Origin of the sequence: Algoriphagus sp. PAP.12 (assembly GCF_026652115.1) — a bacterium.
Taxonomy (GTDB): Bacteria; Bacteroidota; Bacteroidia; order Cytophagales; family Cyclobacteriaceae; genus Algoriphagus.
Genome location: NZ_JAPPSQ010000003.1, coordinates 144,128 through 169,567, shown reverse-complemented (window position 1 = coordinate 169,567; position 25,440 = coordinate 144,128). Strand labels below are relative to the sequence as shown.

Below are 25,440 nucleotides of genomic sequence, written 5' to 3'. Positions count from 1 at the left end.
TTTTTTTTATATATAAAAATGGTGCTGAATTTATCCCTCCTTATTCCTCAATAAATTTTTGGGCACCCAAATTTACCCTTTCTTTATATTCAGTTTTAAGGTCATTGCTGAGAAAAGACTTTTCAATTAATTGGTTAGCCTTTGGCAGCCATTTTTTAAGTCGTTTATAGACTCCATTGACTTGTTTCTCATTCAATTTTAAAACCACTCCTAATCTATCGAAATACCCTTTGGTGAAATTCATTTTTTTTCCTCCAAGCAATAGTGCTGTATCTTCCTTGTCTTTTGGGAGGATGATTTTAACATTGAGTAAATCATAAGCAGGAGATAAAGCCCAGCCTTGTTCAGTTTGCCACATTGAGAAATTCTTCAAGTGCATGTCATTATTGCCGATGACGTAGTTAAAAACAGCAAGCTCGAAGAATCTCATTTTGTCAAGTAGCGTATTGACTGAAAGTTCACCAATGGCTTTTCCCAAGGTTTCCATATTCCCTTTGTATTTGTCTTCCAGTTCCAAGATCTGCAAGAAATCAATCATGTGGATTTTAGAATGATCCTCTTTGCGATCTATTCGCTTGGTGAGATAGGACAATTCGCCTGAAGCCAATCGAATCAAAGTAGAAGGCACTACTTCAATGTTAAATAATTCTGCCAACCTCATGGAGAGATGCTCATTTTCTGGCATCTCGGGGTATTGGAGATTTTGTGGCTTCAGAATATACATGCCCTCCAGTGCATCTAGGATCGTAAGTCTGCCTTGATGTCCATTCTCCAGTTCGGTCTTTATCCATCCCAATGACAATTTTGGTTGAACTCCAGGAACCGTTATGGAACTTTCAGCTGCCTGCTTTGCCAAGACTTCCATTTCGGACAGTTGGTAGGGAAGCTCGGGGGCATGTGTAGTCCCAAAAAATTCTTTGACGCATTTGGAATGATAATCTCCTGTTTGACTTGCGTTCAGTGTTTCATAACAATACAAACATCTATTCATTTCCTTCTGGGTTCAGAGGGTGAACGCTCACGGCTCCAATGGCATTTTGGCAACACGCCAAGAGCAGTCCCATACGATCATTTTTATTGATCTTCCAGCTTTCTGCGGCGATATTCAATAACCAACCTTCGGGAATCAAGCCGTCAAAAAAGGGGAAAAGGCGTGTGCTTCGATAGGGCCGAGTGGTCACCGGCATTCGAAACGTGATGAATTGATTGGGGTGTTTTTGCACATAAGATTCATCGTACTCAAAAACATATTCACCAGAATCCTCTTCCGTCAAGATGCCAGCCAACTCATTCTTATACTTGATTATTCCTGTTCGCATCTTTTTCGTGAATTGGTGTCAATATATGGCCAAACATGCTGAGGACTTGGTTTACTTTCGACAGACTAAGATTTTCCTTGCCTTGTTCGATTTTCCGGATTACGGTTAGTGCAACGCCAGCTTTGTCGGCAAACTCCTCCTGGGTCAGCCCCAATTGCTTCCTTCTGGTTTTTACAAATTCGGCTATTTGATTCATTCTATATGTATTTGCATATAAATGTATGAAAAATATTTAAATTATATGCTTTTACGTATAAAAAATAAATCTGAATGATTTTTATATGCATTTAGATATAGTATTATAGCCAATCCTTTCTCGGTGAGGGATAGTAAGTCGCTCTATAACTCATTTATCTTGTTTTATTGAGTTATAGATATCAGTTTAATCGCTCATAGGATGGATTTGGCAGAGATCGGATTGGCCAAATTTCACTACATTTTGCACACAGTGTGTGCACAAAGTTTGCTCAATAGTTCAGTTAGTTTTTTTCTATGTGATATCGGCAGAAAACAGCTTTCAGCTTCAGTGCCTGTCGTCTCGGTTTCGGTTCAATACACTTATCACCAATTTTTTTACCGTATCCATTTCTTCCGGTTTGCTGGATGCTATAAATAAGGTCAAACTGGCAAGTGCGTCATTGCTGATAATTGAAATTCCTTGGCTATTATTCAAAAGATCATTTGACTGCAAAAAGAGAAGAAAGCAAGCTGCTGCAATCCGTTTGTTACCATCTACAAAACCATGATTTTTGACAATGAGATAGAGTAGAGTGGCAGCTTTTTCTTCCAGGGTAGGATAGAAGTCCTCCTCTCCGAATCCTTTACTGATTTGTGCAATTGCGCTTTCAAAACTCCCATCTTTTTCTTTTCCAAATACTCCAGATTCAAAATCTGACCTCATGGATTTGATTACCTCTTGATAATCTGATAATTCAGGGTAGGTCGCTTTTCTTTTACTTAATCCTTTTTTATCTAGGTTCTCATGATCATAGTCATCTAGCAACTCTAATCCTTTTGCAAAGTGATTCAGCCATTCAAAACCCAAGTTTTGGTTTTCTTCTTTTTGCTGAATTGCTCTGCTTAAAATGCGAATGCCATCTTTGAGGGTTTGGACTTCCTGTTGCTTCTGTGCAAGTCTATTTTCATTGATTGCATAGCCTTGGATAAGGTAATCTTTTAATCGTTTGGTTGCCCAGATTCTGAATTGGGTTCCCTGTTTGGAATTTACTCTATAACCAACAGACAAAATGAGATCTAGATTGTAAAATCCAACTTCCCTTTCAACTTTTCTTTGACCTCCATTTGAACTGTTGCATTTTTTGCAACAGTTGACATTCTATCCAATTCGCCTTCCTTATAAATATTTCTTATGTGTCTAGAAATAACCGACTTGTCCCTTTGAAACAATTCTGAAATTTGTTGCAAAGGAAGCCAAAAGGTATCTCCCTCAAACTTCACCTCAATTTGAGTCTGACCGTCAGTCCCCTCGTATATTTCGATTTGGTTTTCCATTTTAAAATTTTCTGATACAATTATTTCGGAACCCCTGTATAATATGCTTCGGATTTAATCCGTTTTTCATGTCAATTATCTCTTCAAATGATCCTGTCTACCATGATTGCCGATAATGATAAAAGTGAAATTAATTTTTTAAATTTATCTATGAGAAAAATTGCATTTCTTTTTGGTTTATTCTTCTTGATTGGGTGTAGTAAGGAACTAGAAAAACCCCTCATGGACCCGTATGGCATTTATACTGTAGAATCAATGGTTTCTTCTATTCCGGTTGATTTCAGCGATACAGGAGAGCAAATTACTGAACATGCGGCTAGTTTTTTAATGTGTGGGCCAGGAGAATTTTCAATAGAATGGCGTCTGAATAAGCAAACTCCAATTATGGATTTTGATACATTTATGTTTTGGGATTGGTTCAACCCAAAAACGGAGGAGTGGGAAATTATAAAGGGATGTGGAATTTCACGTAGGATAGTGAATCAGAAAGAAAATGGCGATTTGGAATTGATGTTCTATGGGGGTGAAGGAGCTTATTCAACAAACCCAAAAAGTTTCCTTAGTCAATTCGAAGTATTAAGCTTGGACTATTTTCCAGAGGATAAATCCATCCGAATGGAGACTCGCCAACAGGTGTATGACTTTTTTAAAGAAGAATATGTCGAAACTGAAATTGACTATTTATTTTCCTTTTCGGGGCCTGTTTTTCCAATACCAAATTAGTGGATAAACCAACAAAGCATTCAATGATTTTCATTCTTGATTTTTTTGTGAGCCATAGAAATTCAATCTATCGCTCAAATTTTCGGAAATACTGAGCTATAGAAATAAATCAAATAGATCAGGTCATGGATTTGGAGCAGGCAATTAGGTTAGGTTTGAAAGTTATTTTGAAATCAAACGACACATAATTTTAACTCTAAATTTTAACCATCATGGATTTCAGCCAAATTTCCACCAGAAAAATAGTTTTCGATATTCTTGATATGAAGGAAAGAGCTAAAACTCTACTCCAGAAGGACAATGCATTCAATAAGTTTCTAGAAGATCTTTTGAACTTGGATGTAGACCAAGAGTTTGAAAATGGTTATCCAACATTAAAAGAAGTCTCAAAAAGACTCGATATCAAATACGATAGACTCAGAAAATACCTTCAAGATATTTATAAGATTCTAGTTGAAAATGAGGATGATATTTTCTTCTCTTTTCAAGAAGTGGAATATACTTTTTATGTATTCGGAAGGAGGGAACATTCAACTTCATTTACAACAAAAACCCTTCCTGTGGTCCCTAGACTAGGAGAGACTGTAGATTTACCATTTTTCAATGCATATTTCGGTAGCTCTACTTTTTATGTGAATAATGTAAGCTATGAGTTTTCTGGGAAAGTGCAGAAAGTGTTCTTTGATCTAAGACAAGGATACTTTAACCCATACTGGCACTTTAGAAAAGCCCAAGCTGAAGAAGAAGGTGAATTATCTTTTGACGATTTGATGAACCTAACTGAATACCAGCAAAAAGCCAAACTAGGATTGGGTGGATATAGAGCTTGGAAATAAAATTAGATGACTAAATAATCAACTAAAAATTCCTGACTCCTGGTCAAGAAAGATGACAATTCACAGGCACTTTTCTGAACGCCTTTAGACTCATTTTCTGATTTGATCAAGAATTAGGTATTTCAAATACCATATCCTCCTTAATTAAGTCTGATACATTCAGTGTTGGCAACAAGTATTTTTCAAAACCGGTTTTTTCCAATTTCACATGTAAAACCCCTCGTGCTGTACCAATTGTTAAAACTGTCAAGTGAGTAAGAAATCCCTTTGGTATTATGTATTTTCCTGATTCAGAATCAAGAAAACTATCAAAGGATTCTTTTTCTACATCAAATGCACATGTCAATTTCAGCACAATAAATGGGGATTCATTACACTTAAACAATATAGAAAAACGTACTGCAACAGTATAGTTTCCAGGGTCAATTTCGAAGCCATACCCGGTTTCTACTTGTACATCTTCTTCTTTATTGTAACATTCCTTAATTGTTGCAAATTCATCGGTAGAGATCCCTTTTAGGTTGAATGTTACTTGCTGACTTGCCATGAGTTAAGCTACTTTTAAATAAGGATAGGACTCTTGAACTGTAGAAGAAACTTCTACAGTTGAAGTATTGTACTTTGTTACAGTTTCTCCCATAAGATGAAATGATATCGGAATCCCTGTTTTATTTTTTTCTTGAACAACTTGTTTTTGTTGAATCAAGGCAGTTTTCATTTCAATGTTTTGATGGTAAAATGCTAATACCTCTTTTTTTACAAGAACTTCGTCACGCTTCGGGGAAACAATTAATTTTTCACCCAAGACTGATTCAATCTTGGCTATGCTTTTTAAGGTAAAATTATGGGTGCCTTGCATCCATTTACTGATTTCAGATTCTTTCTTACCCATTAGATTGGCTAGATCCCGTTGGGTTCTACCTTGCTTTTCGAGTAAATCATAAATTCTGTTGACAATGTCAAAAGAGTGATCTACATAACGCTTCACTTCATCACTTACTTGAATTGATTCGAATATTGCGCTCATAACTAGGGTTTATTTTGTGTAAAATGTCAAATCTCCGGAAATATTTTTTCCAGTAATTTCAATTTGATCATTTTCTAATTTTTTGTGAATCACAAATGCTAAGGTATTCATTACTTCGAAATGGGGATATGCATCTGGACTGTCTTGAACTTTTTGAGATGACTTGATTCCTCCATTGCCTAAAATCACTAATTCATCACTAATTCGGTAACAATAGAGCCGAAGCTTCGAAGTTGTGATGGGAATTGCTTTTGCAGATCTTTCAGGTCTAAAATGCCTTTCCAGGGCACCTGATTCCTTTCCAATTTTCTGGATCCAATACGCGATAGTTTCAATATCTTTTTGATAAACAGGATCATCTTTGAAGCGAATAAAGAATTCGTCTGTTTCATTAATTCCCTTTCCATCTTCTTCTATGGTATAGAATTGGGTTTTTTCGAAACTGAGGTATGTCTTTATTTCAAAGTAACGCTTCACTTTTAAGTTAAGTTTACAAATGTATCAAAAATTTATTGAGATAAGCAAGCTTATCTTTTTACAATTAGAAGGCAAGGCCTACTTCTTTTTCAAAATTTCTAAAAACTCTTTTTCAAGATCTTCCGCGTTTATCCCAAAATGTGCTTCTCTATGATGAGATGGGCATAAGGCAATTACATTATCCATTCTGTCCGTTCCACTCTTTGCTAGAAAAATCACATGATGTGCCTCTAAATAATTTTTCCCATTTGGAGTTTTAAATGATCCTTCACCACAATATTCACATTTTCCTTTTGCTCTCTTAATGACCGCTAGCCTTACTTTATTATCTCTCTTGATTATATAACCTTTTGAGAGTGCACGGTCTGGATTATCGGAGCCAAAATTACTTGTATCTAAATCTTGAAGACCATTTTCTGAATTAAGGTCGTGTTGATCCCGTCTAATGATTTCTAACAAAGGAACTGTCTTTTTCACCCTTACAAAGATTTGATTGCCCTTATCCACAAACTCTAATATGTGAACAAAATCATCCTTGATTTCAACTATACTTCTTTTTTCAGCATTTGGATCCTTTGCCACACATACTATCCCAAATATTTCGAAATCTTCACTAATCGATAGGTCTATAGTTCTTTTTTGGTCATAATATCCAGCCTTTTTATAATTCTCATATACATCGTAAATAAGCCATTGCTGATTGGGTCTCTCCAAATCTTCCCAAAGCGTAAAAACAGCCCTTTTTAGGGTGGTGTTTTTTGCACACCAAGCCCATTGTTTATTTGCGGGTGAAACATTTAAATCTCTGAAGAGTTGTGATCTGTTTTTGGCCATAATTACTTAAAAATATAAATAGAATTAATTTTATTTCTGATATATAAATATCTTGCCTTAAATTATTAAAATAAGATGATAAAAATTGAATAATGTTTCTATTGTTTATTTGTTATTTGAATTAAAAAATTTTCTTAATTGGTTATTTTCCCATATTCTACACCTTCTATCAATTTCTAATTTTGATATATTTGTTTCTGATAAATTTTTGATTTCATATCTATTTCCTAAAATATCCCATTTATCGTTTCTAATATCCATTAGGTCACTTTTTAAATCATTTAGTGCATATATAATTTCACTACACATTCGAGAGCTTATCTTTTCCCCGGTTCTAGCAACTATTAAATCAAAAACTAATCTTTTTTCCTGATTATTTAGGTAAATAGGATCTCTTTCTACGATAACTAGTAATTCTTGTCTTTCTTTTTTTCGTTCATGCCAAGAAAATATTTTCTCTTTTATTTGAATCCAATCTTGATAATTTTCTTTTATTATTTTGATTTCAATTTCTCTAGAATTCAAAATCCAACTTATTCTTTTATTATGCTTTATAGATTTTTCTAAATCGTTGAAAACATCATTTTTTTGATTAAAGAAATGAAGTACTTCTCCAGTAATTCCATCAACTATATAAAAGGGGGTAGGAAATTTGGATTTCTCAAAGTATGGAAAGTTTCTTGGTATAATGTATAGTGTTTTTTTCATGTTTAAGCCACTACATCCTTATACAAATATTGCTGGAACTCGATAAACATCTTCCGAACCTCTCCAGCATTTCCTAAAACACTCAGGCCATCGGGTAAGCTTTGGTATTTGTTTTCTATTAAGGATTTCAGTTTGGAATCGTCGAGTTCTTCAATGCCGACTTCCACATATTTCTCAAGGACAAAATCAATAAATTCTCGCTGGTTGGTATTCAATAAAGGAACTATAGCTTGTTTGGCTAATTGAGCTCGTTCCTCTCTAGACTTGGCAATGAAGTCTCCATTAAAAACATATTCCAAGACATCGAAAAGATCACTCTTCTCCATATTTACTAATTTCTGAAGTGTAAGGAGGTCATCTTTGGGAAACCCCATTTCATCTAAGCTCTCCAAAAATGTTCGTCTTGTTACTGGATTGCCCCAGATTGCTCTTAACTCATCTTCATCTTTAAATAGCTTAGGAAGTTCTCCGAATAGTTCTGCCATAAATTCCTCTGAAGAAATCGGCTTTCCATCTGCACTCCAAAAGGAGGTGGACATCATGTACTGGATCGTCCGGTCTTTTCCTCTGGCTAATCTGACTTTAATCTTTTTAGGCCTTTTTTCACAAACGCAAGGCGATTCACCACAAACAAGGCAAGGCGCAGGGGGTTCCTTAACACAAACACATATCAACTCCCCACAATCTTTACATGGCGTATCCATTGGTGGATCACCAATTACCATTTCTGGCTCTGCGGGTTCTCCATCCCATTCTGGATCAGCAAAATGGTGGTTTGCATTTACATAATCATAAATGGTGAAAAATTCTTTCCCATCAAAAACCCGTGTTCCCCTTCCTACAATTTGCTTGAATTCAATCATGGAATTAACAGGCCTTAACAAAACAATATTCCTGACATTTCTGGCATCGACCCCTGTGGTTAGCTTTTGTGAAGTAGTCAGGATGGTAGGGATCGAATTCTCGTTATCCTGAAACTTTTTCAGCTGTGACTCGCCTTCTGCTCCATCATTAGCGGTCACTCTAACGCAATAGAAAGGGTCTTTGCTAATACTTTCCTGATTGATTAGATCTCGAATTAGAGCTGCATGTGCCTGATTTGCACAGAAGACAATTGCTTTTTCTTTTTGATTACTATCTGCCAGAAAGATTTGCACTCGTTTGCGCTCTCTTTCTTCTATCTCTATGGTTCGGTTAAAATCCTTTTCCTCGTATCGTTTTCCTTCTTCGATTTCTCCTTCCATTACTTCATCATCTGAAGTATATATATAATCATCCAGCGTGGTCTGGATTCGTTTCACTTTGAATGGGGTTAAGAAACCATCGTTGATTCCTTCTTTCAGTGAATACACATAAATCGGTTCGCCGAAATAGAGGTAGGTATCTACGTTATCCTTTCTCTTGGGTGTAGCAGTCAAACCCAATTGAACAGCAGGAGAGAAGTACTCAAGAATCGCCCTCCAATTACTTTCATCATTTGCTCCTCCTCGGTGGCACTCGTCTATGATTATTAAATCAAAGTAGTCTTTTGGATATTCCCCAAAATAGGGGGCAGGCTTGCCATGTTCATCTATTCCTGACATAAAAGTCTGGAAGATGGTAAAGAACAAAGACCCATTGGTAGGGACTTTGCCACTTTTCTTAATTTCTGAGGGCTTAATCCGAACAAGTGCATCATCTGGAAATGCAGAAAATGAATTGAATGCCTGATTTGCCAAAATATTCCGATCCGCCAAAAACAAAATTCTTGGTCTACGGCTGGCTTCATCAGGATGCTTGGCTCGATCATTTAGATTCCATCTTGTTTGAAATAGCTTCCAAGCAATCTGAAAAGAGATGGCAGTCTTTCCCGTTCCTGTCGCAAGAGTCAATAAAGCCCGATCCTTTTGTTTGGCTATGGTTTCTAAAGTTCTAGCAACTGCTATTTCCTGATAATATCGAAGTTCCCAAGTTCCTGACTTATCTTCAAAAGGAACAGCAGCAAACTGTTCTCTCCATTCTCCTGAAAAGTCTTCTTTTGCGTCAGATTGAGTTGTTGGGAAAGTCTTTTCCCATAATTCATCGGGGCTTAAAAAATCATCCACCAATACTTCCACGCCCGATTCCATGCAGATTTGGTAGATATGGTTACCATTGGTGGAGTAGGTAGTAGCGAGCTTTAATTTCTCAGCATATTGCTTGGCTTGCATCACACCTTCTCCTACGGACAGATCAGAACTTTTAGCTTCGATGATAGCTAGCTTAGTACCTTTATAAACCAGAATGTAATCCGCAATCTGCTTTTTTCCTCGACCACCAACTTGAATCTTACCTGCGGTAATATGATACTCACGTAAGACTTTTGATCCTTCCACAATTCCCCAACCCGCTTCCTTAAGCTTTGGGTCAATTAATTCTGCACGGGTTTCGGATTCGTTCATAATATTAATTGCGTTGGAGTTGGTGCATTAACTCAATCCTAGTGATGAAATAATCTAAATTTATATTATCTCCTTTAGTAATAAACTCATGATTCTTTTGGACAAAGAATTCAAAATCTTTTTCATAGGTTGATTTTTTTGAATAGAGTCTGGGTGAAACAGTTAGCTTCTTTTCACTCCCTTCATCATCCTCAAACGTCTCCCATAAATTAAGCTCTTTGTTAGAAATATTATTTTGATATAAAACCAACAAGAGAGATTCAATATTTCCGAAATGAATATCTTTTCCCTTTTTTATTTTGGGGCTGATAAATTCAAATAGTTTGTCAAGAAATTCTTGAAAATTTAATTGATTGTTTTTAATCAATTTATAAAGGTTAGGATCAATAAACTTGATAAACAAAAGGATTAATAGTGCATTTGGAATTGTATAGTGCCTAATTGAATAGGTTTTTAATATAATGGAACAGTGGGAGAGAATTTTTTCGATTTGTCGAAAATTAACATCAGAATTATTGAAGAAAGTGTAAACAAGGTTATAAAATTGGTTATTCTCCTTACTAAGTTCGCTAACTAATCTCCTATTGTCATTCCCGAGAAAATCACCTATTCCAGTCTTTTGAAACATGAAATGAACATAATCATCTAAATCAGGAGTTGGCAAAGAATACTCTAAATCTATAAACCTCCTTAAATACTCATTGCCATCTAAATCACTGCTCCCAAAGTAACCTCTAACAGAATTAATCAGATTTCCTTTATCGATTGATAGAACAAATACTATACCTGGTACCGAAAAGAAATGCTTGATAATCTCTAGAAACTCAACCGCATATTTTGGATTACAGCGATCTAATTCATCAATGAAAAAGACCAGTGGCTTCTTCTCCAACTTTGAAACATAGGCTTCCAATTCCTTTTTAAATTCTTCTAATCCTTTTTTCTTATTAGCATACTCATTTACCTCTTCTTCAAATACTTCAGCCGCTTCTTCGGATATTTCCATAAATGCTTCCTTAACTGTTTTAGAGTCGATATGCTTCTCCAGGATAGCTGATAAAACAGTAGGAACTAGCGCCTTTGAGAATTTTGCGCCATATTTAACTAGTGATTTGAAATCTTTTTCCTTTCCAATTTTCAGCTCCTTTAATTCAGAAAGTAGAGCTGTCAACGGATCTCTGTTGAAGTCATGTTCCCATGCGTTGAAATAAATGGTCTGGAATCCTCTATCTTCCATTTCAAGGTAAGTCTTCCACATTCGGATAAATTCCGTTTTTCCTTCTCCCCATTTATTATTTAAAGCTAAAACAAAACCATCTGCACAGGAATCAATTATAGATGTAAGAATTTCTGCATATTTCACCCTTCCAAGTTCACATTGTTCAAAAGGATTTATTGGGTTTGGCTCTTTTAGTCTATAGTGTCTTGATGATATCATTTTATTCTATAATTTCTATTACCTTCTTGATCCGCCACACCAGCGGCTACGAAAAGTTTACCTACCGAATGAACGTAACATGGCTTAGATAAAAGTTTTTCGGGAAACAAATCAAGAAAAACTTTATTGTTGTATATTCCATTGTTCCGCCTGGATTCCTCATACAATGCTATAAGCATTGAGAATGGAACTGGAATTATACTTTTCTCCCCAACCTGAATTCTAAACCCTTCTTCACCTAATCTATTGCATACAGTTGGGGGCACAGAAACCACGACTTTATATTTATTCTTTTTGTCTAGGTGATTATGAAGAATAATATTCTCTCTTAAATCAATCTCAGCTTCTTCCCAAGTCATACCTCAACCTCCCTTCCTGTCAGCTCCCCATTAAACGCCTTCTCCAACACACTCTTCTTCAACTCTTCCAAGTCAGCTAGTTTCTGTTGATAAATTTCTTCCAACTTTTGAGTTTCGGCTCGTAGGGTATCTAATTGGCGGACGATGATTTGCTGTTCTTCAATTGAGATTACTGGAAATGGAATGTCTTTAATTAATCCGAAGCTGATTGCAGGCATTGCTGCACCGTTCATACTTTCCTTAATTACATTTTGAAAAACTGGTGAATTCAAATAAATAAATAAAAAATCATTAGTAATTTCTTTTTTTGATTTTGGAATTACTCTGAATAAATTATTTGCCAATGCTCCTTCCAAACCACGACACACAAAACCTGTTGATGCACCATATCGAACAAGAGAAATATCTTCAGTATTTAAAATGTATTTATCTCCTGGAAAGTCAATATAACGAGGTGGTTCATTTCCTTGTGTAAAATCAACTATCCTTAAAAATCTAACTTGATTTTCACCTTTTGTTTCACTTTGAAGTTTTACATCTCTTTGGATGCCTTGCGTAAATACACAAAATTCACCCAAAGTTTTCTCCTCCCATCCATCTCCTTTTTTCTCAAACACCCCCTGCAAATAGCTTTCAAAAAGTTCTTTGGCGTTTTTGAGGTTTTGCTCGGCATTGGCTTTTGCCTGGTCTATGGCCGCAAAGCACTCGTCTAATATGGAAACGATGCGTTGTTGTTCTTGGAGGGGAGGAAGGGGGATTTCAAACTGACCTAAATCTCCAAATTTTAAATTGTTGATGTTTGCACCATCAGATAGTCCTTTTATAAACTTCTTGTATTCATCTGAAATCATTAAATAGAACAAAAACTTTGAATCTAATTTCTGTTTTGGAGTGATTTGACCCATAAAGCCTCCAAAGGCATAATTGTAATCACTGTCTATAAGGGCAACCTTTCCCAAATGATTTTTACTTCCATTTGCTGTACAAATAATTAATGAACCTTTCTTTACTTTTTTAATATTGGGTATTTCTATTGAAGGGTTGATGAATTTCAGTTCAGATAAGTCAAGGTCATTTTTTGATAAATTGATATTATTTGAGCGCAATACTACATTGATAGAAAAATCGACCTCGTCTTTTTTTGAATAGGTCAAGCCTCGTTGAAATTCAACAATTTCAAATAATTTTATTTTAATCCAATTATATTTCATTTGATGGATGTAAATGATGTTCAGAGCTTTTTAAATTTTTACTAATTCCTATATATGCCTTCCCAAAAAATATACAATCATTTAATCTCTCTGAATTAATAATGTAATTTGCTGCAAACCTATGATTGCCATCATATATTGTGAATGGTCCATTTTCATTACGAGCGATTAGAACTAATCCCATTACAGGATTGATAAGTTTTTTTTCATTTATTATAAATTGAATTCTACTAACGTGATTATAAAAATCGTCTCTTTGTTTATTGTTTAAAAATTTAGGAGGGTAATTGAAATTGAATTTTAAATCCTCAACCTGAAAAGTATTGTTAGTTATTTGTATCCAGTCTGGTGCATATATATGATAAATATTGTCCAAATCCTCATTGTCTATTTCACATTTATACCATTCAATATCATGTGGTAGTTTCTTTATCATTTCAGATCGATAATTTCCCGATTCTTTCCATAATCCCACCACATCATCAATTGTTACAAGCTCTCCAATTTTCATATCAATTCCAAAATTGAGTTTAAGATATCCGCACTTTCCTCATCTAAGGCTTTCATTTCTTCAAGAATAACTTGAGGAGAACGTAGTGCAGCTTCTTCTTTTTTGTTTGGGTTCTTAACAGAGAGATCGAAGGTGTTTTGATTCACATCCTTGATGTTTATCGACCAGGAGTTTTCACCTTCCGTGAAGGTTTTTTGGAGCTCCACAAACTCTGCTAGATCATTTTCATTCAGAGGATTGGTTTTACCTAAGTTGCGATCTAGATTGAGGGAATAGAACCAGACTTTTTTCGTTGCTCTACCTTTTTCGAAGAAGAGCACCACGGTCTTTACACCTGCACCGGTGAAGGTTCCTCCAGGAAGATCCAGCACGGAATGGAGGTTGCAGTTTTCCAAGAGTTGCTTTCGTAAGGCTATCGAAGCATTATCTGCATTACTCAGGAAGGTGTTTTTGATAACCACACCTGCTCGACCACCAGCTCTGAGGATTTTGATAAAGTGCTGAAGGAAGAGAGAGGCGGTTTCTCCTGTTCGGATTGGAAAGTTCTCCTGCACTTCTGCTCTTTCCTTTCCTCCGAAGGGAGGGTTGGCCAGTACCACATCATATCTATCCTTTTCCTGAATATCCGCGATATTCTCTGCCAGTGTATTGGTATGGATGATATTAGGAGCTTCCACGCCATGCAGGATCATATTCATTATCCCGATGATATAGGCCAGTGATTTCTTTTCCTTTCCGAAGAAGGTACGCTTCTGAAGGATTTCAGACTCGGCAGTAGTCAGTGACTTGGAATTTCGCATATAGTCGAAAGCTTCGCAAAGGAAACCTGCTGATCCCACCGCACCATCATAGACGGTTTCTCCGATTTGTGGATTGACCACTTTGATGATGGTAGTGATCAGTGGGCGAGGGGTGTAGTATTCTCCACCATTACGCCCGGCATTGCCCATGTTTTTGATTTTCCCCTCATAGAGATGGGACATTTCATGCTTTTCGGCATAGGTTCGAAAACGCAGGGAATCGATCAGATTGATTACTTCCCGAAGGTTATACCCACTTTGGATTCGATTCTTGAGTTCGCTGAAGATTTCGCCGATTTTGTATTCTATTGTATCTGGACTGGCTGCGGAAAGCTTGAAGCTTTTGAGGTAAGGCCAGAGTTTGATATTCACAAAATCATTGAGATCATCCCCAGTCTTTGCGTTATGGTGATCGAGTTCTCCGTTAGGAAGTTTGGGTGCAGCCCATGTACTCCACTGATATTCAGGACTGATGATGGAGGTATAGTTTTTGCCTTCCAGTTCGGCAGCAGTAGACCGATCCTGATCAAGATCATCCAAGTATTTGAGAAAAAGCACCCAGGAAGTCTGCTCCACATAATCCAGCTCAGAGCCACAGCCCGCGTCTTTGTGAAGAATATCGTCTACGTTTTTAAAGGTTTGTTCGAACATGAAAGTTAATTATTAATCTCCCAAGAAAAGGTATCTCTAAGGTATCGAAGTGTATTGCGGTTTTGAGTTGAAAATTTTTTGAAAGCGTTTCCTGTATGGTATTTTCTGTGAGAAAAATAATCCATTGATGCCCCCGAATATAATTGATTCAATGAATCGTATGTTTTTTGCGTAAATGGTGATATTGGATTTCCTCTCGTATCATCCGCTCCGAGCAGTTTGCATTTGCAATAGGAAAGTTTGGGAATTCTATTACCTACTTGAATCAGGTAAAGGTCATCTTCCAATTCACAATGGAAGGAAAGGTTGTCAATAGCAAAATAGAGTATCGTTCCATTTTCTAAGAATTTTTTCCTTCTTCTATTATTATGGATTTTTTGTTCTTCTGGATGGAGAGCAAAAAGAGGTACAAGAAGTTTTAAATGAATTCCATTAGGAAAAAGCTTTTGGTCGTATTCAAAAATAATTTCCTTTTGAAGTTTCGCGTCCAAAAATTTTCCATCCTTATAGATGATATCTAGGTGAGCATCTGGAGTATCAAGTTCTGGGAAGTCGGAGTAAAAAGCGCTTTGCATTTTTATTTTAAAATTCTAAAATCATCTTGCTTAAAAAACTAACTACAAGATGCATTTTTTTTGAGAAAAATGGCAAATCAGGAAAAGGGAAAATGAATAGTTTACATTAATGGTTTTTCCCCTTTGTTAGGTTTTATCAAAGTTATTCTGGAATTTTTCGGCCCCTCCAAAGGCCTGGAAAAATTACGGAAATAACTTTTTTCGGTTTCTCTATCTCGAAAGGCCTTCATCTATCTTCTTTTTCTTTTTTCGGTCTTTTTCTAGATTTCCAGAAGGCGAAAGATTCCCAAGCAAATTCCCCAGGCCAGCAAGGGTATTAGCAGCGTCAGATAAGAGATGATGAGAACTGTCCTGGTTTTCTTCTGGCTGTTGATCAGGTGCTGAATCCCTTTTTTGATCGGTTCCAAAGCCATTTGGTTGTTCTCTTGGGTCTTTAGAATCTTCTGCTCCAGATGGTTTTGACTCTTGTTCAAGCAATGCAAGCTCTGGATTAATTCGTCCAGTTGCACTGATAGGTAATGAATTTTGTAATTGTTTTCTTCCTGTATTTTCTCCGAAGATTGATTTTGTTCGATGGTTTGCCTTACCAATTTCTTCGCTGTCTCTAGTTTGCTCATAGTTGATTGATTTTTTGACGTTTGACCATTTAAACTGGTTTCCTAAGGCTTGACCTTTGGCCTTGAAATCTTTGCTCAAATAAGTGATTCCTGAAACACGACCTGTATTTGCTTGATTGAATAGGAGGTAGATTCCTTGCTTTTCTAGGTTTCGAATCAAATCTTGGATGGTCTTGGAATGATGGAGTTGAGTGGCCACTTTTTCCTGCATCAACATTTTATTGGATGCTTTTCCGGTTCTTACGACCATTTCCAATTCATCTTTATTCGGCGCTTTGAAGTTGGCTTTTTCGCTGTCATTGACTTTTTCCAAACCGTACTTTTCTTCCAGCTCCCTCACGATTTTCTCACTTCTCATGTAATTATTGCTGTCTGATACTACAGTCCCATCAAAGCGATTTCTAAGACTTAGAATATGGCAATGAGGATGGGAGGAATCATGATGACGGAAAATGAAATAAGCATTATTATCAAAGCCCATTTTCTTCATGTATTCTTGGGCTACTTCCAGCATCTTTTGATTGCTGATTTCTTCACCTATCGCAAAATTCAAGCTGGTGTGATAGGTGTTCCTTTTCAGTCTTGGGTTTAGATCCCTAAGGATATTCAATTCCTTTTTGATCTGATCTTGTTGGAGACTTACAAAGTTTGTCTCTAAAAGCTCCGCTTTTTGACTGGGATCTTTCGTGTACAACTTTTTCAGATTGTAGTTCAATGCTCCCAAAAATGAAGTTCCGATAGATTGTTTAGCTATCATTAATCAGTTTTTTAAGAATGCTGTCTAATTTTTCCTTTAGGGAAATAAAAGCTATCAACTTATCAGGCGGAACCTCTTTCCCTGAATTGTAATGCTTGGCGATCTGGTTGATATTGGTTCCAATCTTTTTGAGTTCCAGGTAGGTCTGAGCATCTATTTTTGGCACTTTTGCTTGGAGCAATCTGTTTTTGAAGACGCAGGACCTGATCACTTCGGTAGGGCTGAGATTTGAAAATTCACTGAGTTCTGCCAAAGCCAAGACTTCTCGTTCGTTCATTTTGAATGTGAACTTGGTGTCTCTTTTTTCTTTTTGTGGTTTTCTTGGCCTTGCCATAGTTAAGGATTTGAACGAAGTGAGATTTCTATTTCTAAGCGTAGCGAACAAGCGTTTTGGTCTGACCAAAACATGGCTTGCTTCGCAAAGCGACCCTAGATTCCATCTTCTATTTTTCATTCCTTTTGAATTTTCCAGAGTAGGATGAAATGAAATACAGCAAAAAGAAAAAGAGGTTTAGCTACCGGAGTTGCTTCACTGTTTTTAGGAATTATGAGAAATGCCGAATTAAATGTTGATTTGTTGACTTTTGATCTCAAGTCACTGTTTATCAGTTTTTTGTATGGTAAACATTTGGTCAACTTTCAGGTCAACATTCCAATCGCATTGTTGATCAATGGTCAACATTAATTTCAATTGTTGACCAAATGTTGACTGATTGTTGACTTGTTAACCTGTTCATTTTCAATTCAATAAATCAATTAGTCAACATTCCAGACAAAATCGGCTCTAATTCCTGTTGAAGTATTTTGTAATACCTTCCTTTCTCTTCTTTTTCACAGATGCTACCGGTTGAGTCATATTGGTAAGCGGTGAAGTTGGAGGCGTTGGGATACTGCTTCAGATTCCAAACTTCCTCTAAAATTTTACGGACATAGGAACGGGATACAGTTAGGCCTGACCTTTCCAGTAACTTCTTTGCGTGTGTATTGGTCAAACAAAATTCTGTGAGCTCACGGCTTTCCATGATTTCCTTGATTGTTTCAAAAAGCTCCAGTTCTACTTTATTGATAGAATAGGATTTTACTCTTCGAAGTGCAGGAGTATAGATTTGCTCTGGAGTAAACCACATTCGCGAACTTTTAGAAGTAGCAAGTTTTCTTTGAAGCAAATAATGGAGAAAGTGGGGGAGTTCGTCTTCTAGTTTATATAGAAAATCAGGATCCAACTTTTCTAAAGTAGGGATTTTCCTTACCCAATAACGGGTTTCCTGAACCCCAATGACCATGAAGTTATCTTCATTATTGGAGCATAGAATGATTTTACCAAAAAACTCCACTTCAAAACGGTCTTTTCCTTTGGCTTCAGCTTTATAGGATTTGGCAGTACTTAGGTTCTTGATTTTCTCACTGTCTTCCTTCCGATCCAGCAGTACTTCGTCGATTGCAATTATCAGCTTCGAAACCCAATCTGAATTGAAATTACTTCTGAAATCGGAATTGGTATTGAATGTCATGTTATTGCCATAAATCGCCTTTAGAAGGTTTAGGAAGGTGGTTTTTCCAGTATTTCCTTCACTACTGACTAGACAAAGAACCGGAAGACGTTGGCTGGGCTTGGTAAAAAGGAGCTGGAGATAATCCAAGCCAATTTCATACTGATCCCCATAAATATGTTTGACAAAGCTCAAGATGTTTGGGCAATCACCTGGTAGGGGACTCAAGGAAATCGGTTCATAGAGATTGTAAAATCCTTGGTAATTTCGTTGGTATTCCAAATGCTCCGGAATGGTGCAAAAACCATTGTAGCGTTCCATATTTTTCACCACATCCCGCCAGTTGGGGTAATCCTGTTTAATGGTGTCCAAATTCCAGGAAATCATCATTTCCTCATCTTTTCCACTCATCATGGGTTTCTTGACCCGCTTGAAGAGTGAAGTACCTACTCTGATATATCTATCTTCAATACTTTTCATACTCTTGATTTTCTTGAAGACCGATTTTTCTGATTTATTAGATATTCTTCAGCTTCTTCCTCAATTTCAGCATTGGTCTTGATCCTTGTTTTCTTCAGCCAATTGATTAAATCAACCTTGAAGAAGTGAAGCTTCCTTCCAGATTTGTGATAGGGGATCTCTTTTCTTGAGGTTTTCGCATAAATCGAATAGATACTCAGGTTTAAAAATTCCGCAGCTTCTTTTACAGTCAAGATTTCCTCTGATTGAGCTTTTTCAGAACCACTATTGTTGGCTTTTTTAATTTCTTCCAGTAATAAAGAAAAGCCTTCTTTTAGTTCTAAACTCAAACTCTCAAATGGATTGTTTGATTTCATAATTACATGGATTTGTTTCTCGAAATTTATAGAAAAATAAAAGTATAAAGCAAATCTATAAAATCGCTTATAGATTATGTTATTTCATTTTATATGAGTGCATGATCAGATTTGACCAGATATGACCAGATTTGACAAGTTGTATATATAGATATATGTATACATACATATGTGTATATATTTTAGGAACAAAAATAATGCGTTTAAAAAGCTGAAAATCAATGAATTAAAATTGATTTGAAAAAATTTTATTTATGTTGATTGAATCGAGTTTGTAGATATTAGGTAGCATTCATTATAAAATTAAATTTTCATGAAAAAATGAATGTTTACAAGAAGTTAACTTAAAAATGTATTTCAGAGTTGTGAGACTGTGATTTATGAAATTTACATATATACGTATATATAGATATGTGTATATATATATCACAATAGAAACTGTGCATAACTGGTCAAAAAAAAATATCAACTTTTTTTCTATTCAAACCTAATTTTCAAAAAATATGGATGGAATTTGATGAGTTTTGGAATTCAACTTGAGATGTTGGTCAAGAAAACTGGTTAGTAAAGCTTGATCTTATCCGCTGCTTCGACCTTCTTTTCGTTGGTGATTTTGGTGTAAATCTCCGTCGTTTTTACCTGGCTATGTCCCAAGTTTCCAGAGATCACATAAATGTCAGTTCCGCCAGCCAACTGTAGGGTGGCGTAGGTATGTCGGAAGCAATGAAAGGTGACCTTTTTCAAAATCCCGGCTTTCAGAATCCAGTTTTTCAAAATGGTGTTATTGGTAGCCGAGTATTTTAATCCTGAAAATACTCGTTCGTCCTGTCCCTTTCTTTCTCCCACCAATTCCCGTGCTTGCTTAGATATCGGTAAATATTCAAACCTTCCTGTTTTGCGTTGGCGATATTTGAGAAGAGAAATATCAGTTTGATCAGGATCTTCAATTTCACTCCAAGTCAGTTTCTCAATATCTGACCATCTTAATCCTGTCATGCAAGAAAACAAGGAAGCCAATCGAAGCATTGGCAATTCTGGACAAGGGGTCTGGTAAAGTTTCATCACCTCGGCTTGAGTCAGGTAAACCCGATTACTTCCTTCGGCTCTCACATTTGAAATAGAGATGCAGGGATCTTTCGTGATGATCTGTTCTTTCAATGCATCTTTAAGTGCTGCCCTTAGTTTTGCAAAGTAACTCAATTGGGTATTAGCCGAGAGTTTGTGATTTCGGCCAATGGATTTGGTTTTGGATAGATACTCTTTAAATCCCTCACAAAATTCTGGAGTGACTTCCGCGAATGTGCAAATTCCACCTGAGTATAATTTCAAATGCTCATAGGCACTTTTCCAGTTTCCCTGATTTCCCGAAGTCCTGGAATGAGTTTTTCCTTTTTCTAAAAAGTATTGAAGGAAATCTCTTTTCAAATTGAATTTGTCATAAAATCCAAAGTTGCTGTTTAGAAACTCAATCTCCTTTTGGGTTCTTATACTTTCGGCCTTTAAGATGCAAACTCGATTGAATTCTTTCTGGGTAGGAGTTTTTGGGTTTTCGAAAATATGAAAGCCCAAATAGTCTCTCCTTTTTTTCTTGCCGGTATGGGGATCTACGATAGGAGGATAGAAGTCCAGGTATAAACTGATCTTCCCATTTTCTAGTGGTCGTTTTCTTAAGGTGACTTTGGTGGCTTTCATAATAGGGGCTATTGATTTAAAAATGACTCGATATCGGATTTTCTAAAAATTCGTTTTCGACCAATGTTTTTAACATCTAAGGAATCTCTCTTGACCAAGCGCCAAAGTGTAGTGCGACTGATCCCCATATAAACACAGGTTTCCTTGACGTTCAAAAAGGATTTTTGATTGGCAACCATCCAGTCTTGATTGATAGTGGTTGCTGTTTCAGTCAGGCTCTTTTGGATTTTCTCTTCCTTCATCCTCAGCTTGTAGGCCTTTTTTGCGCAGTTATCCCCGCAGTACTTGGTTACAGTAGTTTTTGCAGTGAAGGAATTTCCGCACAACTGGCAAATTCTGGTGATTCTAATATTTGAACTCATGGAATTAAAGTTTGCTCTGTTTGTTTCTAGTTGTTTCCCAATGTTTCCAGTTGTTTCTGGTTGTTTCCCATTGTTTCATAATCTCCCCCAATTTAGCAAAAAAATTGTACCGCCAAAAAACGGTACAAATCCGGTACAAATATTCTATCAAAATTGAAAGCTGAATAAAAAGAGATAAAAATGAAAAACCCTCTAAATAAAAGATTTAGAGGGTTTTAATAAGTTTTACTTAGAGTAGTTTAGAACTGTTTGTAGGTATCTATTTCCCGATACAAAACTTGCTAAAAATATTAGCCAGCAAATCATCTGTAGTAATTTCCCCAGTGATTTCTCCTAAGAAGTGAAGGGATCTTCGGATATCCATGGCCAGGAAATCATTGGTGACTTCATTGTCCAATCCACCCAAAACCTCCAAAAGTGATTCCCTAGTTTTGTTCAATGAATCGTAATGTCGGATGTTGGTGACAACGGTATTTCCGGTCTTGAATTTATCCAGATTTACCAATTCCAAAATCTTAGCCTTAAGTCCTTCCAAGTTTTCCTTATTGCCTGCTGAGATAAAAATAGTATCCGGATGCTTTTCTTTTAACTCATTAATTAACTGTTGATTAGCTTTATCTACCTTGTTTGCAACTTTAACAAAAGGAACACCCAGGTTCTCCAGTTTATTAATGTCCCGATTGATCTCTACCAGGTCCGTGTCGCCCAAATCGAAAAGGTATAGAATCAAAGAAGCAGTCTTCATTTTCTCTTGAGTTCGGCTAACTCCAATAGCCTCAATGGTGTCTGTTGTTTCTCTCAGACCAGCTGTATCTATAAATCGGAAAATAACTCCACCGATATTAATTTCATCTTCTATAAAATCACGGGTTGTCCCAGCGATATCCGAAACAATCGCTTTCTCCTCATTGAGTAAAGCATTCAAGAGGGTGGACTTTCCAGCATTCGGCTTTCCGGCAATTACAGTTGGAACACCATTTTTGATCACATTTCCTAAATCAAAACTTAGGATCAATTCTTCTACAACCCTTAGTAGTCTTTCGACCAAAGCTCGAAGATCATCTCGGCTAGCAAATTCCACATCTTCTTCTGTGAAATCCAATTCGAGTTCAATCATGGAAGCAAAATGAATCAATTGTGTCCTTAGCTCTTGAATTTCAGAAGAAAAACCTCCTCTCATTTGATTTAAAGCAGCACTGTGGGAAGCTTCCGAATCAGCATGAATCAAATCAGCAACAGCTTCGGCTTGGGCCAAATCAAATTGTCCGTTTAGGAATGCTCGCTGGGTAAATTCTCCTGGTTTTGCTGGTCTAACACCCTTTTTAACAAAAAGGCGGATAACTTGATTGATTATATAAGAGGAGCCGTGCGTTGAGATTTCTACAACATTTTCACGGGTGAATGACTTTGGAGAGACGAAAAGAGAAACCAACACCTCATCGATGATTTTTTCACCATCTCTGATGGTTCCAAAATGGATGGTGTGAGAGGCTTGTTTTTCTAAGTCTTTCCCAAAAAATACCTCATTGACAATTTTGATGGCATTTTTTCCGGAAAGTCTAATGACAGCAATGGCGCCAACTCCTTGTGGAGTAGCCAATGCGATGATGGTGTCTTCGCGTTCGGCGAGAGAGAAACTCATGGCTTGATTCTAAAGGCTTTTTCGATTAACTCATTGAGACCATCCATAAATTGGTCTGGAGTTCTATACCCGGGTAACTGGGCGATATTTTTCATACTGGGCTCGATGACCACAAAATTAGGGTAGGAGCGAACTCTCATAGCCGCAGCCATTTGGGCTTCAGAAAATTCCTGTCCCCCAAATTCAAAAGTTCTTTGGGAATCTTCCGCATTCAATTTTACAGCATGAAAATTCTGATTGATATATTCAATTACCTTGGGATCGGTAAAAGTTTCTTTATCCATTTTTTTGCACCAGCCACACCAATCGGTATAAACGTCCACAATGAGCATTTTTGGATTGCTTTCATTGGCGGCAACAGCTTCTTCAAATTTCATCCACTCGATTTTCTCCTGAGAAAAAGCGATTGTCGATGCAAATACGAAGGCAAATAGAAAGATTATTTTTTTCATGGGTGTCTTCATTCAAGAATTGAACGCTTCCTGGTTAGATTGGGTTCCAAGTCGAAATTTAAACTTTTTACTGGTCAAAACAGCAGATATAAGAAATACAGCTCCTCCCACTGTCACCATCATTCCTGCAATGGATGAATCTGCCCAAAAAGCGAGATAGTATCCTAAGACTGAAATTCCAATTCCAATTCCTATAGTCAATTTTATGAGAGATTTGATGTCTTTGGTCCAAAGGAAAGCAGTAGCTGGTGGTACGACTAATAATGCAACAACCAAAATCGCACCAACCGCATCAAAGCTACTTACAGTCGTATAAGAGACCATACTCATCAAGGCCAAGTTGATGGCACCGGCAGGAATTCCCATCACCATTCCAAATCCTTCATCAAAACTGGTAAGCTTTAACTCTTTGAATAATAAAAATATAAATGACCCTACTAAAAGTAAGTTGAGAAGTGCTAACCAGGTGATTCTTGGCCCCATGCTAAAACCCGAATTGGTGATCCAAAGGTCGATTGGTAGATAGGCGATTTCACCGTAAAGGACACATTCCTGATCCAAATCCACTTTATAGGCCAATAGATTGATAAGAATAATGCCTATGGCAAATAGGAGGGTAAAGGTGATTCCTATAGAGGCATCCAATTGGACTTTTGCCTTTTTTCGAAGAAAATCAATAATCAATGTGGCCAGTATTCCCAAAAGCCCTGCGCCTATGATTACTTCAACTCCCCGTTGGCTGCCGGAAATGAAATAGCCTATAACAATACCTGGTAGGACCGCGTGAGAAATGGCATCTCCTGTCATGGACATTTTTCGAAGCATCATAAATACACCCAAAAGCCCGCAGGATATTGCGATCATAGATGCTGTTGAAATGATAAGAAAGGCGTTTTGATCAAATGTCATCATGGTCTCTTGGGATGTTTTCCTGATGGGGATCGAGTTTTGGATATCTTAGACGGTTGTCCAGTAATTCTTCTAATTCTGGAGTAATTAAATGTTCTAATTTCTCAGCTGAATCATGGACGTGATCCGGAGCAATGTTCATGTATTCATTCAAGTAGGATTCCCACAATCTGTGAAGTCTTACGATACGTTTTGCTTCAGTTCTTCCAGATTCTGATAATTCTATAAGTCCCTGAATATTATTTAATTGATTATGTTTTAATAAATAGGAAATTGACCCTAAGGTCTCTTTTTTGTGATGGGGGTAGAGACTCAATAATTCATTTTTATTTAGTCCTTTTTTACCTTCTTCGGTTGCTTTGAAAAGGCTTTTTAGTACGTGGTCTCGATGGGTTTTTCTTAAATATTTTCTCCTAGAAATATAACGGAAGAGAATTCCTTTTTTAGGAGCGAACAAGAATGAAATTAGGGCCAGAAATGAAAGGCAGACTACCACCCAAGGACCTGTTGGCATTTTGGGAAGGACAAAAGAAATGTAGGTTCCTGTGATTCCTGAAATCACAGCAAACAGTCCGGCAAGGATCAGTAGGGTAGAGAGGCGGTCGGTCCAAAATCTTGCCGCAGCTCCCGGTGTGATTAAAAGAGCTGCCATTAATACTACTCCAATCGCTTGAATTCCGATAACAACAGAAAGAATCATCAGAATATTAAATACCAGACGGATAAAATCCATTGGGTATCCAATCGCTCTACCAAACTCTTGGTTGAAAACCAGCAGGCTGAATTCCTTCATTAAAAGACTTAAGGAAAGGATGATAATCAAGGAAAGACCACCGTATACCCATAAGTCTTCTTCTAGGATTCCGATCGCATTTCCAAAAATAAACTGGTTCAGTCCAGCCATTTCAGGGTTTCCAGTTTTTTGAATTACAGTCAACAGAACAATTCCAAGCCCAAAAAAAGTGGACAAGACAGTTGCAATGATAGAATCCTCGCTCAGTTTGGTATTAGATTTCAACCAAGAGGTGAGAAAAGTCGCGGCTGAACCGGATACAATTGCTCCACCTACGATATAATAGGGGTTCTTTTCTCCTGCTAAAAGAAATCCCAGACAAATTCCCGGAAGTACCGAGTGGGAGATGGCATCTCCTAAAAGAGCTTTATTATCCAAAAAGCTAAATGTGCCTACATAGGCAGATCCAATCCCAAGGATAGTGATCCCTAAAACGATAAAAGCGATGGATGAGTCCTGAAAAGAAAAGAAGTATAAGAAATCTTCCAT

The 25,440-nt window shown here is 36.9% G+C and carries 30 protein-coding genes; 3 read left to right on the top strand and 27 right to left on the bottom strand.

The features are described from left to right. Positions 1 to 40 precede the first annotated feature (40 nt). The 5 genes from O0V13_RS05720 to O0V13_RS05700 form a co-directional block, all read right to left on the bottom strand. Positions 41 to 991: a HipA domain-containing protein gene (locus O0V13_RS05720; RefSeq protein WP_268034030.1), complete on the bottom strand. Its 951-nt coding sequence runs from the start codon at positions 989 to 991 to the stop codon at positions 41 to 43. Then, positions 984 to 1,319, bottom strand: coding sequence for a HipA N-terminal domain-containing protein (locus O0V13_RS05715; RefSeq protein WP_268034029.1), 336 nt, complete (start codon positions 1,317 to 1,319; stop codon positions 984 to 986). The genes O0V13_RS05720 and O0V13_RS05715 overlap by 8 nt, the downstream gene beginning before the upstream one ends. Beyond that, positions 1,294 to 1,515 (bottom strand): helix-turn-helix transcriptional regulator, encoded by a 222-nt coding sequence (locus tag O0V13_RS05710; protein ID WP_268034028.1) that lies wholly within the window; start codon positions 1,513 to 1,515, stop codon positions 1,294 to 1,296. The genes O0V13_RS05715 and O0V13_RS05710 overlap by 26 nt, the downstream gene beginning before the upstream one ends. 327 nt (positions 1,516 to 1,842) lie before the next feature. After that, entirely contained in the window at positions 1,843 to 2,568 is a 726-nt protein-coding gene (gene rhuM / locus O0V13_RS05705; protein WP_268034191.1) for a RhuM family protein, read from the bottom strand. A 5-nt stretch (positions 2,569 to 2,573) separates the two neighbouring features. Continuing rightward, entirely contained in the window at positions 2,574 to 2,831 is a 258-nt protein-coding gene (locus tag O0V13_RS05700) for a hypothetical protein (protein WP_268034027.1), read from the bottom strand. Between the two features lie 102 nt (positions 2,832 to 2,933). Here O0V13_RS05700 and O0V13_RS05695 point away from each other — a divergent pair, with 102 nt between their 5' ends. Both O0V13_RS05695 and O0V13_RS05690 read left to right on the top strand, forming a co-directional pair. Beyond that, on the top strand, positions 2,934 to 3,554 hold the full coding sequence (locus tag O0V13_RS05695; RefSeq protein ID WP_268034026.1) for a hypothetical protein: 621 nt from the start codon (positions 2,934 to 2,936) through the stop codon (positions 3,552 to 3,554). Positions 3,555 to 3,766: 212 nt separating this feature from the next. After that, positions 3,767 to 4,390 carry a hypothetical protein gene (locus O0V13_RS05690; protein ID WP_268034025.1) on the top strand — a complete coding sequence of 208 codons (624 nt, stop codon included), beginning with the start codon at positions 3,767 to 3,769 and terminating at the stop codon, positions 4,388 to 4,390. A 106-nt stretch (positions 4,391 to 4,496) separates the two neighbouring features. Here the strand turns inward: O0V13_RS05690 and O0V13_RS05685 are convergent, their stop codons facing one another. From O0V13_RS05685 to O0V13_RS05620, 14 genes are all read right to left on the bottom strand, one after another. Further along, positions 4,497 to 4,937, bottom strand: coding sequence for a hypothetical protein (locus O0V13_RS05685; protein ID WP_268034024.1), 441 nt, complete (start codon positions 4,935 to 4,937; stop codon positions 4,497 to 4,499). A gap of 3 nt (positions 4,938 to 4,940) precedes the next feature. Beyond that, complete coding sequence (locus tag O0V13_RS05680; protein WP_268034023.1) at positions 4,941 to 5,417, bottom strand: helix-turn-helix domain-containing protein; 477 nt, start codon at positions 5,415 to 5,417, stop codon at positions 4,941 to 4,943. A 9-nt stretch (positions 5,418 to 5,426) separates the two neighbouring features. Continuing rightward, complete coding sequence (locus O0V13_RS05675) at positions 5,427 to 5,894, bottom strand: hypothetical protein (protein ID WP_268034022.1); 468 nt, start codon at positions 5,892 to 5,894, stop codon at positions 5,427 to 5,429. A gap of 78 nt (positions 5,895 to 5,972) precedes the next feature. Next, positions 5,973 to 6,728: an HNH endonuclease gene (locus tag O0V13_RS05670; RefSeq protein ID WP_268034021.1), complete on the bottom strand. Its 756-nt coding sequence runs from the start codon at positions 6,726 to 6,728 to the stop codon at positions 5,973 to 5,975. A 105-nt stretch (positions 6,729 to 6,833) separates the two neighbouring features. Continuing rightward, complete coding sequence (locus O0V13_RS05665; protein WP_268034020.1) at positions 6,834 to 7,436, bottom strand: hypothetical protein; 603 nt, start codon at positions 7,434 to 7,436, stop codon at positions 6,834 to 6,836. 2 nt (positions 7,437 to 7,438) lie between these two features. Beyond that, positions 7,439 to 9,856 (bottom strand): EcoAI/FtnUII family type I restriction enzme subunit R, encoded by a 2,418-nt coding sequence (gene hsdR / locus O0V13_RS05660; RefSeq protein WP_268034019.1) that lies wholly within the window; start codon positions 9,854 to 9,856, stop codon positions 7,439 to 7,441. Positions 9,857 to 9,860: 4 nt separating this feature from the next. After that, a complete protein-coding gene (locus tag O0V13_RS05655; protein WP_268034018.1) occupies positions 9,861 to 11,294 on the bottom strand; it encodes a KAP family P-loop NTPase fold protein in 1,434 nt (477 codons plus the stop codon). Then, on the bottom strand, positions 11,291 to 11,653 hold the full coding sequence (locus tag O0V13_RS05650; RefSeq protein ID WP_268034017.1) for a hypothetical protein: 363 nt from the start codon (positions 11,651 to 11,653) through the stop codon (positions 11,291 to 11,293). The genes O0V13_RS05655 and O0V13_RS05650 overlap by 4 nt, the downstream gene beginning before the upstream one ends. Continuing rightward, positions 11,650 to 12,864: a restriction endonuclease subunit S gene (locus O0V13_RS05645; RefSeq protein ID WP_268034016.1), complete on the bottom strand. Its 1,215-nt coding sequence runs from the start codon at positions 12,862 to 12,864 to the stop codon at positions 11,650 to 11,652. Before O0V13_RS05645 ends, O0V13_RS05650 begins: the two co-directional genes overlap by 4 nt. Beyond that, a complete protein-coding gene (locus O0V13_RS05640) occupies positions 12,854 to 13,375 on the bottom strand; it encodes a hypothetical protein (protein ID WP_268034015.1) in 522 nt (173 codons plus the stop codon). The genes O0V13_RS05645 and O0V13_RS05640 overlap by 11 nt, the downstream gene beginning before the upstream one ends. After that, positions 13,372 to 14,826, bottom strand: a complete 1,455-nt coding sequence (locus O0V13_RS05635; protein WP_268034014.1) for a class I SAM-dependent DNA methyltransferase — start codon at positions 14,824 to 14,826, stop codon at positions 13,372 to 13,374. Before O0V13_RS05635 ends, O0V13_RS05640 begins: the two co-directional genes overlap by 4 nt. A gap of 5 nt (positions 14,827 to 14,831) precedes the next feature. Continuing rightward, complete coding sequence (locus O0V13_RS05630; protein ID WP_268034013.1) at positions 14,832 to 15,401, bottom strand: hypothetical protein; 570 nt, start codon at positions 15,399 to 15,401, stop codon at positions 14,832 to 14,834. 210 nt (positions 15,402 to 15,611) lie between these two features. Then, positions 15,612 to 16,775, bottom strand: a complete 1,164-nt coding sequence (locus O0V13_RS05625) for a relaxase/mobilization nuclease domain-containing protein (protein WP_268034012.1) — start codon at positions 16,773 to 16,775, stop codon at positions 15,612 to 15,614. After that, positions 16,765 to 17,229 (bottom strand): MobC family plasmid mobilization relaxosome protein, encoded by a 465-nt coding sequence (locus O0V13_RS05620; protein ID WP_268034011.1) that lies wholly within the window; start codon positions 17,227 to 17,229, stop codon positions 16,765 to 16,767. Before O0V13_RS05620 ends, O0V13_RS05625 begins: the two co-directional genes overlap by 11 nt. Before the next feature lie 93 nt (positions 17,230 to 17,322). Between O0V13_RS05620 and O0V13_RS05615 the strand changes: the two genes are divergently transcribed. Continuing rightward, positions 17,323 to 17,460, top strand: a complete 138-nt coding sequence (locus O0V13_RS05615) for a hypothetical protein (protein WP_268034010.1) — start codon at positions 17,323 to 17,325, stop codon at positions 17,458 to 17,460. 67 nt (positions 17,461 to 17,527) lie between these two features. Here the strand turns inward: O0V13_RS05615 and O0V13_RS05610 are convergent, their stop codons facing one another. The 8 genes from O0V13_RS05610 to O0V13_RS05575 form a co-directional block, all read right to left on the bottom strand. Continuing rightward, positions 17,528 to 18,745 (bottom strand): primase-helicase family protein, encoded by a 1,218-nt coding sequence (locus tag O0V13_RS05610; protein WP_268034009.1) that lies wholly within the window; start codon positions 18,743 to 18,745, stop codon positions 17,528 to 17,530. Beyond that, on the bottom strand, positions 18,742 to 19,101 hold the full coding sequence (locus O0V13_RS05605) for a helix-turn-helix domain-containing protein (protein ID WP_057936273.1): 360 nt from the start codon (positions 19,099 to 19,101) through the stop codon (positions 18,742 to 18,744). Before O0V13_RS05605 ends, O0V13_RS05610 begins: the two co-directional genes overlap by 4 nt. A 561-nt stretch (positions 19,102 to 19,662) precedes the next feature. Beyond that, positions 19,663 to 20,793 carry a tyrosine-type recombinase/integrase gene (locus tag O0V13_RS05600; RefSeq protein WP_268034007.1) on the bottom strand — a complete coding sequence of 377 codons (1,131 nt, stop codon included), beginning with the start codon at positions 20,791 to 20,793 and terminating at the stop codon, positions 19,663 to 19,665. An 8-nt stretch (positions 20,794 to 20,801) separates the two neighbouring features. After that, entirely contained in the window at positions 20,802 to 21,155 is a 354-nt protein-coding gene (locus O0V13_RS05595) for a helix-turn-helix transcriptional regulator (protein ID WP_026954113.1), read from the bottom strand. 259 nt (positions 21,156 to 21,414) lie between these two features. Next, positions 21,415 to 22,797 carry a tRNA uridine-5-carboxymethylaminomethyl(34) synthesis GTPase MnmE gene (gene mnmE, locus O0V13_RS05590; RefSeq protein ID WP_268034006.1) on the bottom strand — a complete coding sequence of 461 codons (1,383 nt, stop codon included), beginning with the start codon at positions 22,795 to 22,797 and terminating at the stop codon, positions 21,415 to 21,417. Beyond that, positions 22,794 to 23,249, bottom strand: a complete 456-nt coding sequence (locus tag O0V13_RS05585; protein WP_268034005.1) for a thioredoxin family protein — start codon at positions 23,247 to 23,249, stop codon at positions 22,794 to 22,796. Before O0V13_RS05585 ends, mnmE begins: the two co-directional genes overlap by 4 nt. A gap of 12 nt (positions 23,250 to 23,261) precedes the next feature. Continuing rightward, positions 23,262 to 24,161: a metal ABC transporter permease gene (locus tag O0V13_RS05580; protein ID WP_326492708.1), complete on the bottom strand. Its 900-nt coding sequence runs from the start codon at positions 24,159 to 24,161 to the stop codon at positions 23,262 to 23,264. Then, positions 24,148 to 25,440, bottom strand: coding sequence for a metal ABC transporter permease (locus O0V13_RS05575; RefSeq protein WP_268034004.1), 1,293 nt, complete (start codon positions 25,438 to 25,440; stop codon positions 24,148 to 24,150). Before O0V13_RS05575 ends, O0V13_RS05580 begins: the two co-directional genes overlap by 14 nt.

Bases quoted from the DNA above. Each gene is read 5' to 3' on its own strand.
- hsdR (WP_268034019.1), bottom strand. From the start codon at position 9,856: ATGAACGAATCCGAAACCCGTGCAGAATTAATTGACCCAAAGCTTAAG.
- O0V13_RS05625 (WP_268034012.1), bottom strand. From the start codon at position 16,775: ATGATAGCTAAACAATCTATCGGAACTTCATTTTTGGGAGCATTGAAC.
- O0V13_RS05665 (WP_268034020.1), bottom strand. From the start codon at position 7,436: ATGAAAAAAACACTATACATTATACCAAGAAACTTTCCATACTTTGAG.
- O0V13_RS05655 (WP_268034018.1), bottom strand. From the start codon at position 11,294: ATGATATCATCAAGACACTATAGACTAAAAGAGCCAAACCCAATAAAT.
- O0V13_RS05640 (WP_268034015.1), bottom strand. From the start codon at position 13,375: ATGAAAATTGGAGAGCTTGTAACAATTGATGATGTGGTGGGATTATGG.
- O0V13_RS05650 (WP_268034017.1), bottom strand. From the start codon at position 11,653: ATGACTTGGGAAGAAGCTGAGATTGATTTAAGAGAGAATATTATTCTT.
- O0V13_RS05595 (WP_026954113.1), bottom strand. From the start codon at position 21,155: ATGAGTTCAAATATTAGAATCACCAGAATTTGCCAGTTGTGCGGAAAT.
- O0V13_RS05715 (WP_268034029.1), bottom strand. From the start codon at position 1,319: ATGCGAACAGGAATAATCAAGTATAAGAATGAGTTGGCTGGCATCTTG.
- O0V13_RS05685 (WP_268034024.1), bottom strand. From the start codon at position 4,937: ATGGCAAGTCAGCAAGTAACATTCAACCTAAAAGGGATCTCTACCGAT.
- O0V13_RS05635 (WP_268034014.1), bottom strand. From the start codon at position 14,826: ATGTTCGAACAAACCTTTAAAAACGTAGACGATATTCTTCACAAAGAC.
- O0V13_RS05700 (WP_268034027.1), bottom strand. From the start codon at position 2,831: ATGGAAAACCAAATCGAAATATACGAGGGGACTGACGGTCAGACTCAA.
- O0V13_RS05615 (WP_268034010.1), top strand. From the start codon at position 17,323: ATGAGAAATGCCGAATTAAATGTTGATTTGTTGACTTTTGATCTCAAG.
- O0V13_RS05620 (WP_268034011.1), bottom strand. From the start codon at position 17,229: ATGAAAAATAGAAGATGGAATCTAGGGTCGCTTTGCGAAGCAAGCCAT.
- O0V13_RS05710 (WP_268034028.1), bottom strand. From the start codon at position 1,515: ATGAATCAAATAGCCGAATTTGTAAAAACCAGAAGGAAGCAATTGGGG.
- O0V13_RS05680 (WP_268034023.1), bottom strand. From the start codon at position 5,417: ATGAGCGCAATATTCGAATCAATTCAAGTAAGTGATGAAGTGAAGCGT.
- O0V13_RS05690 (WP_268034025.1), top strand. From the start codon at position 3,767: ATGGATTTCAGCCAAATTTCCACCAGAAAAATAGTTTTCGATATTCTT.
- O0V13_RS05610 (WP_268034009.1), bottom strand. From the start codon at position 18,745: ATGAAAAGTATTGAAGATAGATATATCAGAGTAGGTACTTCACTCTTC.
- O0V13_RS05645 (WP_268034016.1), bottom strand. From the start codon at position 12,864: ATGAAATATAATTGGATTAAAATAAAATTATTTGAAATTGTTGAATTT.
- O0V13_RS05720 (WP_268034030.1), bottom strand. From the start codon at position 991: ATGAATAGATGTTTGTATTGTTATGAAACACTGAACGCAAGTCAAACA.
- O0V13_RS05695 (WP_268034026.1), top strand. From the start codon at position 2,934: ATGATTGCCGATAATGATAAAAGTGAAATTAATTTTTTAAATTTATCT.
- O0V13_RS05630 (WP_268034013.1), bottom strand. From the start codon at position 15,401: ATGCAAAGCGCTTTTTACTCCGACTTCCCAGAACTTGATACTCCAGAT.
- O0V13_RS05605 (WP_057936273.1), bottom strand. From the start codon at position 19,101: ATGAAATCAAACAATCCATTTGAGAGTTTGAGTTTAGAACTAAAAGAA.
- O0V13_RS05575 (WP_268034004.1), bottom strand. From the start codon at position 25,440: ATGGAAGATTTCTTATACTTCTTTTCTTTTCAGGACTCATCCATCGCT.
- O0V13_RS05585 (WP_268034005.1), bottom strand. From the start codon at position 23,249: ATGAAAAAAATAATCTTTCTATTTGCCTTCGTATTTGCATCGACAATC.
- mnmE (WP_268034006.1), bottom strand. From the start codon at position 22,797: ATGAGTTTCTCTCTCGCCGAACGCGAAGACACCATCATCGCATTGGCT.
- O0V13_RS05600 (WP_268034007.1), bottom strand. From the start codon at position 20,793: ATGAAAGCCACCAAAGTCACCTTAAGAAAACGACCACTAGAAAATGGG.
- O0V13_RS05580 (WP_326492708.1), bottom strand. From the start codon at position 24,161: ATGATGACATTTGATCAAAACGCCTTTCTTATCATTTCAACAGCATCT.
- O0V13_RS05670 (WP_268034021.1), bottom strand. From the start codon at position 6,728: ATGGCCAAAAACAGATCACAACTCTTCAGAGATTTAAATGTTTCACCC.